The sequence below is a fragment of the Thiolinea disciformis DSM 14473 genome (genome assembly GCF_000371925.1).
Lineage (GTDB): Bacteria > Pseudomonadota > Gammaproteobacteria > Thiotrichales > Thiotrichaceae > Thiolinea > Thiolinea disciformis.
This window is the reverse complement of the sequence record NZ_AQVE01000015.1, coordinates 1-17,494: the sequence shown is the minus strand read 5'-3', so window position 1 is coordinate 17,494 and position 17,494 is coordinate 1. Positions and strand designations below refer to the sequence as shown.

The window sequence follows — 17,494 nt, the reverse complement described above, 5'->3', positions numbered from 1 at the left end:
TTCTAAAAAGTTGTTCTCGAAAGTACGCCAGCAACATAATTAAAAAATCAAGAATAATAATAACAGGAGAGGCATGCATGTTACGCAGGCTCACCACACTGGCACTCTTTGTTCTATTTCTCAGTGTGTTTACATATACACAAGCAGCGACCTTGGCAGGGGTAAAAATCACCAACCAAGCCAGCGCTACTTACCTTGATACCAAAACTGGTAATGTGGAGCAAATTTTATCCAATATTTCCAGTTTAGTCGTTGCTGTGCAAATTTCCCTCGACTTAAACCAAGATCAAACTCAACTATCCAGTGCCAACCAACTAGTTTATTTCCCACATACCTTCATCAATACGGGTAATGCTCCTGAGTATTTCAAACTTACTGCCAATAATGTTGAAGGTGATAATGGAGACTTAACTAATTTAAAAATTTATTTGGATGAAAACGGTGACGGGCAAGTTAACCCCGGCGAAGCGGAAATCAGCCAAACCGATTTATTAAAGCCTAATGAGCGTATTCAACTGATTGTGGTGGGTACTGTACCGACAACGGCTAAAGCAGGCGACCAATACACGATTAAAGTTATTGCCAATTCCATTAGTAAACCTACTATCACAGATACCAATACTGATACGATTTCCATCACTGAACAGGCAGTCATTCGCTTAACACGGCGTAGTGATGTTGACTGCTCGGTAAAACTGGACTTAAATAGTCATATTTATCAAGAAGTTTCCTTCACCAACCTTGGAAAAACTCAGCCTAATGAGCGCCTTATTCTAGTGGATGGAGTGAGACTATCCGGTGTCTTATTCGAAGAAACCCTTTCCCCTTATTTTAAACTTTTAAAAGAACCGGCTTTCTTCGTTTCTCCTGCACAGGGCATGTTATTAGTAGCTGATGCTTTAGGCAATTGGAAAGAATATAGTCAATGGGATGGGCTAACCTACATTAGTAAATTAGGTGTTCTAATGCCCGCTTACCAAATAAAACCCACTCAAAGTGGTAAATTTGGTTATACCTTAGCAGTACAAAAATTACCTGAACAAAGCCTAAGTATTAATTTTCAAACGGCATTAGATTCTAACGGTGATGGTCGTATTGACTTATACAGTAACTCAAACTGCCAAACACTCAATCTAAACGATCAAATCTCGAATCATGATGATCATGCAGTACGCGGTATTGTATTTGATTCCATCACCTTAAAGCCAGTGCCGAATACAAACGTACAATTAATTACATTAAGTGACAATACTAAAATCGCCGAATCGGTTTCTGATAGCAAAGGTACTTATACATTCAGTAATATTCAAAATGGGACTTATTACTTAACGACTCTAGCGCCAGACGCTTATATTTATCCATCTATTTATCCACCACAACAATTCACAACCTATCATGTAGGTGAACCCTCTTACGGTTTAGGCGGTTATATACCCCCTACAACACAAGCAAAATCGGCACAAGCAGGAGCTTTTACCTTTGATGATAAAAACTTTAATTATTCATACGATATTCCTATTGATCCAAAACAATCAGGAAATTTAATTGCTATTGAAAAACAAGCCTCTGCCGCTAATGCCAGCATTGGAGAGATGATTGCTTATACTATCAAAGGAAAAAATGTTTCAGGCCAAGAATTATATGCAGCACATTTGAAGGACTTATTACCATTAGGATTAAAATACATTCGTGGCACTGCCAAACTGAATGGCAAAGTATTAGATGATCCTCAAATAACTGCTAATGATAAAGGCGCGTATTTAGACTTTCGCTTAGGCGATACCTTTAGTAAGGGTGCTGATTATACCATCACTTATATTGCACAAGTCACAGCTCTAACCCAAACGGGCAAGCATGTTAATACGGCACAATTACAGGCCACGACTATTGCGGGTTTACCCATTAAGTCACCTAGTGCCTCCGCTGCCATTCAAGTAAAACAGACTGGAGTATTATCCGATCGCGCTATTATTTTCGGCCGTCTATCCTTAGAAAAAGGCTGCCCGATTGGCACACCAGAACAGCAAGAGCGTGGTTATCCTTTGGCAGGCGTACGTCTTTATATGGAAGATGGGACTTATGCAATCAGTGATGAAAATGGTCAATATAGTTTATATGGCCTAAAGCCGGGCGTACATGTTGTGAAAGTGGATGGGCATACCGTGCCCGAGGGCTTGGAATTTTTATTAAAAGATAATGCTCAAGCAGGCTCGCCAGATAGCCGTTTTGCCGATTTGATTCCGGGTGATTTTCATCGTGCCGATTTTATTGCAGGCTGCCCACCGGCCGGTCAAATCAAAACTGTGGAAGAATGTAAAGACACGGTGGTTGAGTCCCCGAAACAAGCTGCTGTGACCAGCAAACAGGTTGAACAATGTGACTATGCCACAGAAAGTAAAGCCGTTTCTAAATGGGTGACCCGCAGTGTACCCAATGCTGTTCAACCCATACATTTTGATTCTGGCAAAGCGATTATTCCACCTGAATATGTGGATAAGCTACGCACACTGTTACAGCTTACTCGCGATAAAAAAAATGTGCGTTTTATGATGGTGGGTCATACCGATAATCAACGTCTAAAACCCGCTACTAAGGCACAATTCGGCACTAACCAAGGTTTATCAGAGGCTCGCGCTAGAGAAGTCGCGGACACCGTGCTGCAACAATTGAATGTACCTTGTAATATCAGCACCGCTGGCCGAGGCGAGTTTCAGCCTATAGCTGGTAATAATACCCCTGAAGGAATGGCTAAGAATCGTCGGGTTGAGTTGATCATGATGTACGATGAAGAAGAAAAGAGCACCATTCAGACCACTTCGGCTGAGCCTATTTGTAAGATGGTTGATGTGCCTGTTGAGGAACAAACTGCCCCCGCTAAAACAAGCACAGCGACCGTACAAAAGACCTGTGTAACACGCACTGTGACAGAACCAAGCCCTGTCATGGAACGTTTATTGGCAAAACAAAAAATGCAAAGTCTTGGCTGGGGTAGCGAATTAGAAAGTTTAGACCCCGCTAATACCAATAATTTGCAAAATTTAGCACGCCTTGCAGACAAAAATGGCGATATTTCAAGCGGACTAATAGATGCACATCGTAAGCAATTAAAGACCTTGCAAAGTGATGTTGCTAAACAACAAGAGGCCGAGGCTGCTAAAGAACCTGAAATTCCTAATCCAAAAGAAAAAGTTAAGGAAATTACTGAGGATCAAGCCAAAACAGGCACTTGGTTATGGCCCATGAGTGATACCAGTTTAGACGGGCGCTTTATGGCTATTGTTCGTGCCGGTGTTGACCCTGTCTTAATTGTCAATGGTAAAGAGGTTGCCACCACTCAACTGGGTGAGCAAATCGTAAACAAACGCGAAAATGCTCAGATCATGGCGTGGTATGGTGTGGATCTTCAAGAAGGTGAAAATACCATTAAGATTGTTGCCAAGGATAACTTCGGTAATCAACGCACTTTAGCCGAAAAAACGGTTAAACGCCCTTCTGCTGGTGTTGCTATTAAGATGACTGTGGATGGCACTTTAACCGCAGACAGTGGCCGTTCCAGCGTTCCAGTAAAAATTGAAATTCTCGACAAAAATGGCTACCCCGCTAAAGGTAACTATTTTGTAACCTTAGAAACCAGCCAAGGCGACTGGGTAGAGCCAGATATTCAGGACAAAGTACCTGGTCACCAAGTCAAAGTTACCAATGGCCAACGTGTAGTTACATTGCGTAGCTCCAGTCAAAACGGCGAAGTGCGTTTACGTGCTACCGCAGGTGAGTTGCAAAGTGAAACGGATCTCGCGCAAGTAGCAGAATTGCGCCCTTTAGTAGCGGTTGGCTTATTAGATTTGCGGGCGCATCAAGGTTACGCCAGCTATGAAAGTTTAGGTTTACGTCAAACGAGCGATAATGCTGACGGCGTCGAAGTAGATGGTCGCGCTGCGATCTTTATGAAAGGTCATATCAAAGGCGACATGAATCTCACCTTTGCCTATGACAGCGAAAAGAGCAAAGAAGCCGAACTGCTACGCGATATTAATCCTAATGAATACTATCGTGTCTATGGCGACGCCTCCTTACGTGGTTTCGAAGCACAAAGTCGTAGCAAATTGTATGCACGTTTGGAGCGTGACCGTCATAGTCTGATGTGGGGTGATTATATTACCGACAATGGTAGTAATAGCGCTGACATTGCACGTACTTCACGGACATTAACAGGTTTGAATGGCATTTATGATGATGGCAAAACCAGTGTGCAATTATTTGCAGCACAACAGGATAATCTGCGTGGCGTAGAAGAAATTGCCGGTAATGGTACAGCCATGTTTTATAAGATTGAGGGGATGCCGATAGTACGCAATTCTGAAATTATCGATATTGTCACTCGCGATCGTCAGAACGCAGGTTTGATCATTAAAACTGACAAACTCGCGCGTTTTACTGATTACTCGATTGATGAGGTCACTGGCTATATCACCTTCCACCGTGAAATTCCCAGTCAAGATAGCCAAGGGAATCCGGTCAGTATTCGCATCAGCTACGATCATGTAGAAGATGGTGAAAACTATCTGGTCGCGGGTGTGCGTCTGATGCACAAGCTGAATGATGAAGTAAGTTTGGGTGCAAGCTATACCCGTGATGGGCACAGTAGCGAAGGTTATGACTTAGCAGGCGTTCATACTCAATATAAGACACCTACCGAGCAAGTCGACTTAGGCATTGCGCATATGGAACATGCTGATGCTAATAAAGCAGCGGGTAATGCCGTGCGTTTGCAAGCTAGCAAAACGTGGGACAATAAAGGTCGCACAGAATTTAGTGCAGCTCAAGCAGATGCTGGATTTACCAATAGTAGCGGGGGTGTCACTGCAGACCGCCGCGAATTGAAATTAAGCCATCAACAACCCGTTGGCAAAGATGTGGAAGTGAAAGGTGAGCTTGTTCATAGTGAATCACTAAGTACCGACCAACAGCGACAATCTGTTGAATTGAGTGCTTCAACACGGGTGGACGATTGGAGAATAAAAGGCGGTATGCGTCATATTCGTGCGAGCGATGGTACGAAAGACGAGGCTGTTAATACAGTGCTGGTCGGTGTAGAGCGCAATGTTGAAGTACTGGAACGCAAAGGTAGCGTTAAAGCGGAATATGAGCGTGAACTAGGGGGAACGCGCCAACGCACCACCTTAGGCGCAGAACTGGATGTTACTGATAAAACACGTGCCTATGTTCGCTATGAGGAATCAGATCGTCTAGCCAGTGGTACTTTAGCCGGTGCGGTCGATACTCAAACTAGCTTAGTGGCTGGCGTTAAATCTCAGGTATTGCCTTCGACAGAACTCTACTCTGAATATCGATTACAAGATGATATGAGTGGTCAGGATGTCGTGGCGGTTAGCGGTGCGCGGGCGACCTTAGATTTGCAGGACAAATTACAAATTACCCCTAGTCTTGAATTCATGAATTATTTGGAAGATTCTGAAAAACAGGATGCTGTTGCGGCTTCAATTGGGATTACGGATACCCGTGATCCGAATTCGAAGAAGATTGGGCGCTTTGACATTCGCCATACCGCCGATGAAGACCAATACGGTGTTAAGGGGACTTTTGCGCAGAAGTTTAATGACTCGACCACGCTGTTAATTCAAGACGAATTACGCTACCAAACCTATGATGATTCGAGTAAGGATGATACGGTCGAAAACAGCTTAATGTTTGCTGCTGCGATTCGTCCCATGGGTAATGAAAGTTATAATGGGCTATATGCTTATAAATTGGATACTAGCTCTAAAACTAACACGAATACCCACATCCTTTCTACGCATCAAAATTATCAGGTGAATGATGATTTAGCGGTATCGGGTCGTTTAGGTGCAAAACGTCAATATATTACTAAGGATGGCGCCGAGGAAACTACGAACGCGGTCATGGCAGATGCACGTGCCCTGTGGGATGTCACTGACAAATTAAGTGTTGATTTACATAGTGGCTTACTCAGCACAGAGGCAGCTAATGAAATGCAATATATGTTAGGTGCAGGCTTAGTATTTAACGTTATTGAAAATGTGCGAATAGGTGCGGGTTATAACTTTAATGGCTTCTTGGACAAAGACCTTGATCCGGAGGGTTACAATACCCAAGGCGCTTATCTAGGCTTGCAGATGAAAGTGGATGAAGATTTGTTTGAATGGTTAGACGGTAAGAAAAAATAAAAATAATAACCATCGCTAGGCTCGTTACCTCAGGCCCGAGCCTAGCTGACAACTCATCCCGATAATAACAATAAGGTGAATTGCTATGAGAAAGCTAACGACAGATAAAGGGAGTCTAGCACGACGTGGAGTGCTGCTCCTTCTGTTTAGTGCATTATTAATACCAACGGCTAGCTGGGCTTTGACAGCCGCTAATACCTTAATTCGTAACCAAGCCAGTGCAACCTTTAAAGATGAAACCGGTATTAGTTATAGCGTCACTTCTAATGTCGTCGAAACCTTAGTTCAACAAGTCGCTGGCTTGGAACTCACCCAAGATCAAACTAAATTGGGTAATGCTGATAATGCAGTAGAGTTTCCACACGTGGTTACCAATACTGGGAATGGCGATGATAGCTATCACCTCACCCCTGCTGAGGTAGCGGGTGATGATTTCGATTTTGTCTCCATTACTTTCTACCCTGATGCCAATCAAGATGGGCAAGCCGATGATCTCAACTCACCGATTACCCAAACACCGAACCTAAAAGCAGGCGAAAGCTTTGCTTTTGTGGCAATTGCCAAATTACCTGATGCCTCACTAGCGGCAAATGGCAGCACAGGAAAACTAACTATCACTGCCGCTAGCGCTTTCGAAGCCACTACCACCGTGCTTAATACCGATACGGTAAAGGTGACCGATCAAGCCATTATTGATGTCAAAAAGTCCATGAGTGCCACTTTGGGCGCTTCCGGTAGCGGCCCTTACACCGTAACCCTTAGTTATCGCAACACCAGCGCCATCGATGCGACGCAGTTGATGTTAATAGACAAGTTACCGAGTGGGATGACCTATGTACCCAATAGTGCACGCTGGAGTGGTACTGGTACGCAAACCTTAACGGATGCCAATATTGACCAACAAACCGATGTAGCGACTGGTAGCACAATTAGTTACTGCGCTTACGATAGCAGTTGTGTGGGCTTGCCTGACTCTAATTTAGATGCTGATACCGACTCAACCAATCAAGTCCTAGCGGGCATTACCAGCATCAATGCAGGTATCGCAGGGCAATTAAGCTTCAACGTTATGATTGATCCTAATCTACCCGCATCTTTTTTAAGCAATCTAGCGGAATATGCCCTAACTGACTTAAACGAGCACTACTATACCAACCCAGTAAAGTTTGAGGTAACGCCTCACTATCAAGTTGTCGCCAACGGTAGCTCCAGTAGTAGTGTCAACGGTACATCTGAGCCTATTATTATCAATACATCTGTGCAAGGCAGCAGCGTTACGTTTTATGACTATGTTTGGAATAATGGTAATACGACTGATAGCTTTGATTTAAGCTTACTGGGCAGTACCTTTCCAAATAATAATTTTCAATTATTACAAGCGGATGGCTTCACGCCTATTTTAGATACGAATGGTAATGGACTACCAGATACTGGCCTCCTCGCTCCTGGGGAATATTATATTGTTGCGATTAAGACAGTCTTACCCGCCAGTCTAGTGGGTAACAACTCAAATAATGGTTATCAAGTAAGCTTAAAAGCTAGTTCTATTCAAGATAGCAGTGTTACTGATACGGCCTTAAATACCCTCACCACGATTACTGCAAAAGCAGTCGATATCACCAATGATGAAGCGTTGGGTAGCAGTGGTGCTGAGCCGGGCAAAGGTATTGGCCCTGAAGCGGCTCCGGTAACAACCAATTCCGCAATGCCTGGAACGACCAGCGCTTTTTCACTGTATGTGAATAACACCAGTTCTAGTGCCGACAATTTTAATCTACAAGTCAGTACTGATAGCAGTTTCAATACCATCACTTTACCCGCGAACTGGGCAGTAACCTTTTCAAGTGCCGCAGATAATGATTTAAAAAATACTGGCAGTATCATGCCCAATACTGCAAAGGCGATTACGGCTACGGTGAGTATTCCCGCCAATGCAGCGCCTCAGACAGTTCAACTGTATTTCCGTGCCATTTCACCCAATACTGGGGTGTATGATATTAAGCATGATGCGGTGGCAGTAAGCGCTGTTACGGATATTGTGCTTTACCCAGACAATCGCGGACAAGTTTTACCCGGTGGCGTTATTATTTATACCCATTGGCTCACTAATCAGGGTAATGACACCAAGACCAATATTACGTTTCAACATAGCGATGACAAAGCCGATTGGACATCCGTGCTCTATGCAGATACCAATGGCGATGGTCTCTTAAGTGCGGGCGATGCGTTTTTGAGTACAGTACCCAGCTTGGCCGTAGATGAGTCGATCCTCATTTTTAATAAGGTCAATGCGGCTGCCACCATTCCAATGGGTCAAACGAATACGACGACGATTAAAGCCTTATGGGATGCAGGTGCCTCCACGACCCAAGTGATTGATGTCACTACAACCAATAATTCGGATGTAACTATTCTCAAAGAACAAGTCTTAGATTCAGACTGTAATGGTGTCCCGAATAGCGGCGCTAGCTTCTCAGCAGATAGCTTCCCCGCCGCCCCAAATCAATGCGTTATTTATCGACTCACGGCCACCAATACCGGTGCAGAACAGGTGCAAAACGTCAAAATTCAGGATGCAGCACCTGCCTACACCTCTTTTAATACAGCGGGCGGCTTACCACTCATGAGTCAAGGTAGTTTAGCTCAAGCCATTAGCCAAGGCGGAACAGGTATTATTATTGGCAACGTGGGAAGCTTAGCAGCTGGTGATACAGCGACCTTAACCTTTGGCGTTCGTATCCATTAATAAAATAATGCTCTTATGTATGGCTTATAAGAGCATTTTTTAAACACTATTAACCTTGGCGTCATTATTAATACGAAAGAATTAGTTTTACTTATTTAGTATTTGCTACAGGGCAATAATAAAAATTACTTAGGATAGCCATCATGCTCATCATTTGCACCCTATCGACTAGCTCCGCTGCTACTTCACTATTGATCCATCACTTTTAATCGAGGGGTATTCGCATGAGCCTATCAACGCCTAAGACACCTCATCGATTAAAGCCAATGCTACGCCATGGTGTGTTTTGTCTGTTTTTGTTGTTAAATATCGTTGCCTCTGCCGCTTGGGCGGTGGATTATGGTGATGCCCCATCTTCTTACGGGAATGCATCACATGCTACCCCCAGCACAACCTATTATATCGGCACTACTGCACCTGATAACGATAACACTGCGCCAACCGCTAGTTTCAATGGCCTTAATGATGATACCACCGATACAGATGATGAAGGTGGCATCACGATTCCTGCACTAAAACAAGGTGTATTAGCCGAAATTATTGTGCCAGTAAGAGGTTCTGGCGGCTACTTACAAGCGTGGATCGATTGGAATAGAGATGGAGATTTTGATGATATTGTTGATGGTCGTCCTGAACAAATTGCTACAAACTTCCAAGATGGCGCAATATCTGCCTCCTCCTCAGGCCCCATTAATGGAGACATAGACAAACAAGTTAATAACTCCATTACTTTTCAGGTCTTACCTCCCATCTCAGCAACAACCTTGACTACTTATGCACGTTTCCGTTGGTCAAACACACCTAATTTGGGTCCAAGCGATGTATCAGGCTCTGCCGGTGAGGTAGAAGATCACACGCTCACGATTCAACCCAATACTTTTCCAACTTACAATACAGGTAGTAATCGCAGTTGTAATGTGACACAAACCCGAGAAATGATAAGCAATGGTTCATTCAATACGGTGTCAGGAGCAGGCTGGACGAATTGGACGATATCCAGTGTTACTACTGGCTCTCAAGTATGGCGTAATGATCAACGTACTGGTTATGCTGTCACTTATATAGATCAGGGTAATACAACATTAACTCAATCTAATCTAACTGGATGGGGTTTTGGACCATCAACACAGGGAGGGGCTTTAGTCACTATTAATCTTTTTTGGGCGGAAGGCATTACTGGCCCTGAACTACTTTCACTGTCTAAATCAGCTCAGTTAGAGGTTCAAGTAGGAGGCGTTACTTATGCCACACTAACCACCAGCCCGAACTATATCAGCCCTTATACAGGCACTATCACTTATGCAAATGGAGCAACAGGTAATATTACCAGCCTTACTGCCCCCGGCTTAACTAACACCTATAGGCTTACTGGTGTACCTAGTACATGGATTATTGAACTTCCTAGTACAGTAGCTAATACAGCAGACCTTGCCCTAAAACTCATTGCGACGCCGACCAGCTTTTCTAGCCCTAGTAGTGTAGCAGTAGATGACCTGCTACTAGCTGATGTCTCTGCTCTAACTTGCGGGTCAGATTATTCCGATGCGCCAGCCAGTTATAATAGCACACCAGCCCCCTCGCACCGAGTCAGCTCTACTCTGTACTTAGGAACTACTCCGACCGATATAGAAACAACATCAATCCCAACACCCAATGCTGATGGCGACGATCTTAACAATACCGATGACGAAGATGGCATTACGCTCCCTAGTTTAATTCAAGGAAACAACGGAACGCTTAGTGCAAAAGTAACAGGGGCTGGCGGCTATTTACAGGGCTGGATTGATTGGAATGGCAACGGTACTTTTGACACAGGCGAACAAGTCGCAACTAATCTGCAAGACAATGGTACAGGGGATACCAATAGTACAACAGGGACTATTGACTTTATCGTTAATGTTCCAGTCACCGCAACCACCAATAAAACCTATGCCCGTTTCCGCTGGTCAACCACCGCCGGTCTCAATGCTACAGACCTCGGTATTAGTAATGGTGAGATAGAAGATTATGCCGTGACAGTGGCTCCCAAAATGCTAAGTACCGGAACCTGTGACAATAAATTCTATGGCGTTGGTAGTAATAGAACCGCTGTTTATGAAATTACCTCTATCGGAACGACCGCCAATAGCATGGCACATGCCTTACTGAATAATACAGCTGTCCCCGCTACCTTTGCCTTAGCCAAAGGTTTAAATAATTACCTCTATACAGTTCCTAATACGGTGATTAATACAGTAAACCAAACAACGCCCATTTATCGTTATGATCCTAGCAATCCCAGTGTTGCAGCAATTGATACCGGTCTGCGTCTACCCTACCCGGGAAAGACAGGACTATGGTGGCTGAGTGGTGGCACGGATCCACAAGGCAATATTTATTTCTTATTGAAAGACGGCTCTTACTTAGCCAAAGTCGATGCAGCAACGAATGTTGTCTCAACGGTTTGGTCGACCTGGCCTACGACAGGCATTAAAGGGGCGGCGGGGGAAAACTTTGGTCAACTTACTGCCAATGTGCCAAGCACCTACACGATTTACTATGATCTTACTTTTGAGTCTAATGGTAATGCCATTATTAGTGACGCTGATGGCCACTACCTCTGGCGGGTTCGCAATCTTTCAACGACACCAATAGCTGACTATATTGGTGTTATCAGTAATATCAGCAGTATTTCTGATCCTCAATGGCTTATTTCAGGCGGTATCACTCGGCTCTATGCTTCGGATGCTAATACTTCTAGTGGAACTTATTTTATTAATAGCAATACCATGGCTGCCACCAATGTAGGCGGTAGCACTTATAGCTATTTTGATTTTGCAAGCTGTAATTTTGCGACCTTACCGACTCAAGATTTTGGTGATGCTCCGGCAAGTTATGGCAGCCCCGCGCATATCGTCACAGCAGGCATGTATTTAGGGGCTAATGCTCCCGATGCAGAAACTAGCTCTGTTAGTCCCTTAGATGGAACTGGGGATAATGTGACGGGTGTAGATGATGAAACGGCTGTTACGCTTCCAAGCTTAACTCAAGGTCAAACAGCAAGCATTAGCGTCGCAGTCACTGGTAGCGGATACCTACAGGCTTGGATCGATTGGAATGGTAATGGCAGTTTTGATGCTGGTGAACAAATTGCCACTGATCTACAAGACAATGGGACAGGTGATACCAATGCAAGCAGTGGCATCATTGCCTTTACAGTAAGGCCGCCTAGCACAGCGGTCACAACAAAAACCTATGCTCGCTTCCGTTGGTCTAGCACCCAGAACTTAAATGCGACAACCGCGGCCAGCAATGGTGAGGTAGAAGACTATGCCTTAACCATAGCAGCAGGCGTTAAACTCTCAGGCATTGTATTTGAAGATGTTAATTATGGTGGTGGCGCAGGGCGCAGTCAGGCCACTGCGGCGGGTGTAGGCATTAATGGCGCCACGATAGAACTCTATAGTAGTGCTGGTGCCTTGGTTGCCACCACCACTACTGCCAACGATGGTACTAATAATGGTGCTTATACTTTCTCTAATCTTGATCTAGGTAACTATTACATTCGTGTCGTCAATGATACGGTAAATTCTAGCCGTACTGGCTCAAATGGAACCGAATTAGCCGTTCAAACCTTTCGCACTAATGGCACAACCGCAGTCACCAATGAAGTGGGAGGACATAATCCTGCTGTCGCTGATGGCGTAGCAAACACAGGCACAGAAACCCTCAATACTAGCACCTATAAACTCTCAGGTGGTGGCAATGTGCAGTCCCTTCAACCTATTACAGTGGCTAGTACAAGTATCACTGGCATTGATTTTGGTTTTAACTTTGACACCATTGTCAATACCAATGACACAGGACAAGGATCACTCCGTCAGTTCATCCTGAATAGCAATTTGTTGGGCAATACCGGTTTAGACCAAGCCGCCAATAGTGTATTTGATCCCCAAGCTGGGCATGAAACTTCAATCTTTATGATTCCTAGTTCCGATCCGAATATGGCCTCAGGGGTCGCCACGATTGCGGTGAGTAGCGATATGCCGACTATCACAGCAGCCGATACTCATTTCAATGGCTATACCCAAGCGGGTGCTACCCCTGGACCGATTGGATCACGGAGCTTAAAAGTAAGAATCACATCAAGTAATAGTAGGTATTTATTCAATCTCGGTAGTACCGCCAACAATACCGTGATTGCAGGTTTTAACTTGGATAACTTCCCCAATACTGCCCCTATCAGTAGTATTAATGGGGCTAGCAACTTGCACATTAAAGGTAACTATATGGGAACCTTAATTAATGGCAGTGCTGGTACGGGTGTTTCAGGGGTGATTGATGTTAATAACTCCGCTAATCTCACTGTCGGCGTGAAACTAGATAGCGGTGCTGCCATGAACAACGATGGGATGACCGATGCAGATGAAGGCAATCTGATCGGCAAGACCATTACCGCCATTAGCCTCTGGCATCAAGGTGGTCATGTGATTGCCGGTAACTGGATCGGTGTGGATGCTACTGGCTTAAGCGCTTTACCCAATACCCAATATGGCATTTACATGGGGAATGTTACCAGTGCACAAATTGGAGGAACTTCACCCTTACAACGCAATATTATTAGTGGTAGCCAAGTCGGTTTAGATATCACCGGCCGCACTAATACCACCGAACATAGTACCAATGTCACAGTATTAGGTAACTACGTGGGTGTCGGTAAGGATGGGGTCACCGCTATTCCCAATACTAATGCCGGTATTCTAGTGTTCGATGCTGATCAGGTGCAAATTGGTGATGGTACAGCCGCCGGTGCTAACGTAGTCTCTGGTAATACTAACTCAGGGATTGTGCTAAATGGCTACGATGCCACTAATAGTCCCACCACCAACGTGGTGATCAAAGGGAATTTGATTGGTGTGGCGGCGGATGGCAGCACCGCACGTGGTAATGGCCGTGCAGGTATTGCGATTGCGGGACAATCTAGTAGTAATGAAGTTAGTTACAACACCATTGCCCATAACACCGAAGATGGAGTAGAAATCGCCAATACCATGCCACTTTATAATGGTACAGGTACACCCATGAATAATAGTGTTTCCCATAACACACTCTTTAAGAATGGTGGCCTAGGTATTGATTTGGCGGGTAATGGCGTAACCTTAAATGATGCAAGTGATAGTGATACAGGCGCCAACAACCTACAGAACTTCCCCGTGTTTAAATCAATATACTTAGTCAGTGGGAATTTAACACTAATAGGCTGTGCGCCGACAGGTTCAACCATTGAACTATTTGAAGCAGACGTTTCGCCTACCAGCAGCTCTGGTGTGGTAGCCGGTGCGAATACCTTTGGAAAAACCCAAGATTATGGTGAGGGCGAGCGTTATTTAACCACTTTAATTGAAGGCATCGGTGAAGACAGTGCGACCGTAGCTATTACCTGCTCTGAATTGGTCGATGCGGATGGTAATAATGCTACTGATATGAGTCCTTTCCAATGGACTATCCCTGTACCTAACAATGTAGTCTTGGGTGACAAATTAACCGCTACTGCGACAGTTAGCACCTTGGGCACTTCTGAATTCTCTAGTGTTTCCGTAGTAGAAAACCAGACTAAAGATTATTCGGATGCGCCCGCCAGCTATGGCTCACCCAGCCATGTGGTGAATAGCAGTCTCTATCTCGGCGATTCCGCACCGGATACTGATAATTTTGCTCTCCATTCTTCCAACGCTGATGGTGATGATCAAAGCAATACGGATGATGAAGATAGCGTGACGATTCCACCTATGTGGGCGGGTGCTCAGACCCAACTCTCCGTCAAAGTGAATGGCGCCGGTGGCTATCTCCAAGCGTGGTTCGATTGGAATGGGAATGGAAACTTTAATGATGTGGGCGAGCAGGTAGCGCTTAATTTGCAAGATGCTACGGCTACCAGCACTAGCGATCTGAATCCAGCCGCAGGCACGATTGATTTTGTGGTGACTCCCCCTGCGACTGCAACACTCAACACAACCTATGCACGCTTCCGTTGGTCCACGACGCAAAACTTAACGGCGACCACTGCGGCCAACGATGGGGAAGTCGAAGATTATGCGGTGACCTTACAAACCCTACCCACCCAAGCGTGTACTAATAGTGCGTGGTATGCGACCGTGCCTAGTAGTGGTAGTGCTGTTAATCTGCATCAAATGAACTTTAGTGGCAGCGTGGTGTCGATTAGCCCAGTGCCACAACCTATTGGTACACCCACCACACCCTTGCAATATAACAATCTCGCCTATCGTGCAACCGATGGCTATTTCTATGGTATAGCACGGCAGGGCAATGGAACCAGCTCTTTTAACCCTACTCCCACCCTTGTCAAAATCGGTAGCAATGGCGCCCGCGCTCCGATTGGCTGGCCGGTAGGCTTAGATAATACCATCAACATGCCCAGCGCAACCTTTGGTTCAGATGGCTATTTATACACCAATAATGCTACAGGAACTGTTTATAAAATTGATGTGACGACCTCACCACCCAGTATTGTTCAACAAACGACGGCAACTACCCCCGTGGGTGGACCGCAAGATATTGTGCTTAGTGCCGACAATAAATGGGCTTATGGCTTTTATACGGTTGCAACCGGCGCCCAATTTGCTCGCTTAGATTTAACCCAAGCCAGTACAGCATGGGAATCGATTGGTGCTGTTCTGCCAGCAGAAAATGGCAAATCAGCACTGGGCGCTATCTTCCGTGACAGTACCGGTGCTATTTATGCAACACACAATGGCACGGGAAATATCTACCGTGTGATTATTTCAGGTGAAAATACGACGACGCCATTTGCTACCTTTACCCTCGTCGCAAGCCCTAGCAGTATCTACGCGCTTAATAATAATGATGGCGCTTTCTGCGCTAGCCAAGTATTCCCCATTACCTTGCCCAGTGACTATTCGGATGCACCTAGTAGCTATGGTACACCTAATCATGCTATCGCCACGGGTATGCACTTAGGCGCTATTGCGCCGGATGCTGATGCAGCGGCCATGCCTACTGCTAGTGCTAACGGGGATAATAACGCAGGCAGTGCGGATGAAGAGGGTGTAAGCCTACCTAGCGCTGTGTTGGCTGGACAAACGATCACTATTACCGCACAAGTCACCGGCAATCATGCTTATTTGCAAGCGTGGATCGACTGGAATGGCAATGGGAACTTTAACGATGCTGGTGAGCAAATTATCACTAATTTGCAAGATAATGGCTCCGGCGATACGGATAATACCCTAGGCACTATTAAAATGAGCCTAAGCGTTCCCAATGGTGCACCGCTCTCCACCTATGCGCGTTTCCGTTGGTCAAGCCAAGCTAATCTAACAGCTACCGGCTCTGCTATTGATGGGGAGGTAGAGGATTACCCAATAACGCGCGTCGAGTCTGACTATGCAGATGCACCCGCTAGCTATGGCTCGCCGTCTCATATCATTAACCATGCGATTTATTTAGGGAGTGTTGTACCCGATTCGGAGACAGGCCCTCAGCCTACACCGAGCGCTAACGGTGATGACGTAGCCAACAGCGCCGATGAGGATGGGTTAGCATCTGCACCCAGCTTGGTCAGCACTGCTACTTCCTTCAACTTGCCGGTCAACGTGACCAATACCACGGGTCAGAAAGCATGGCTTGTGGGCTGGATTGACTTGAATGGTAATGGCGGATTTGAGCCTAACGAAGCTGCCACTATTGCAGTCAGTTCTGGCGCAAACCAAAAAACAATCGCCCTTAACTGGTCAGGTTTAACCGGACTATCGGTGGGCACGACCTATCTGCGCCTACGCCTCACCACGGATACCAGCATTGCCACCGGTAGCGCCAGCACCAGCCAAGCCACCGGCAGTGCCACCGATGGCGAGGTCGAAGACTATGCTCTCACTATCACCAATGGCGGTTATACCGTTAGCGGGACGGTCTTCCACGACACCAATGTCAATGCCGCCAATGATAGCGAAGCGGGGCTTAAAGAGGTGACGGTCGTGCTGTACAATACCCTCGCCCATACCTGTGTGGCGACACGGACGAATGCCGACGGCCAGTATCGTTTTAATCAAGTCGCGAACGGCAGCTATCACCTCTATGAAGCCGGCAAAACGGTGATTAGTACGTCGATGGCCTGCCCACCCGCAGCGAATGATCCAGTCGGCTATACCTCCTCCACGCCGAATCAATTAGCGCTTACCGTGGCGAATGCTAATGTGGCCGGACAGGATTTTGGCGATGTCCAAGCCCCGAGCTTTACCTTGGATAACGAAAAAGCCATCCTCCCCAATAGCACCATTGCTTATCCGCATGGGTTCCGCACCCCCGTGGCGGGCGCCGTAGCCTTTAGTATCACCACCACCCAAGCCTCGCCCAGTGACTTGATTTGGGGACAGCAACTCCTCATCGATACCAACTGTGATGGGATGCTGAATACAGGCGATACCCCCTATACTACCCCGTTAGCCTTGAATGCCGGTGATAAAGTGTGCTTGCTGGTCAAAGTCACCGCGCCTTCGAATGCTTCGGCAGGCGCACTACTCGA

The 17,494-nt window shown here is 45.7% G+C and carries 3 protein-coding genes; all 3 read left to right on the top strand.

Translation table 11 applies throughout. From position 1 onward, the window contains the following. Positions 1-77: 77 nt before the first annotated feature. Complete coding sequence (locus tag A3IE_RS22110; protein WP_020395857.1) at positions 78-6,206, top strand: OmpA family protein; 6,129 nt, start codon at positions 78-80, stop codon at positions 6,204-6,206. Between the two features lie 85 nt (positions 6,207-6,291). Next, the gene (locus A3IE_RS0111965; RefSeq protein WP_020395856.1) at positions 6,292-8,952 is read left to right on the top strand and encodes a DUF11 domain-containing protein; all 2,661 of its coding nucleotides are present in this window, start codon (positions 6,292-6,294) and stop codon (positions 8,950-8,952) included. Between the two features lie 224 nt (positions 8,953-9,176). After that, on the top strand, positions 9,177-17,494 hold an 8,318-nt coding region (locus tag A3IE_RS20570), incomplete at its 3' end, for a GEVED domain-containing protein (protein WP_211206827.1).

Bases quoted from the DNA above. Each gene is read 5' to 3' on its own strand.
- A3IE_RS0111965 (WP_020395856.1), top strand. From the start codon at position 6,292: ATGAGAAAGCTAACGACAGATAAAGGGAGTCTAGCACGACGTGGAGTG.
- A3IE_RS22110 (WP_020395857.1), top strand. From the start codon at position 78: ATGTTACGCAGGCTCACCACACTGGCACTCTTTGTTCTATTTCTCAGT.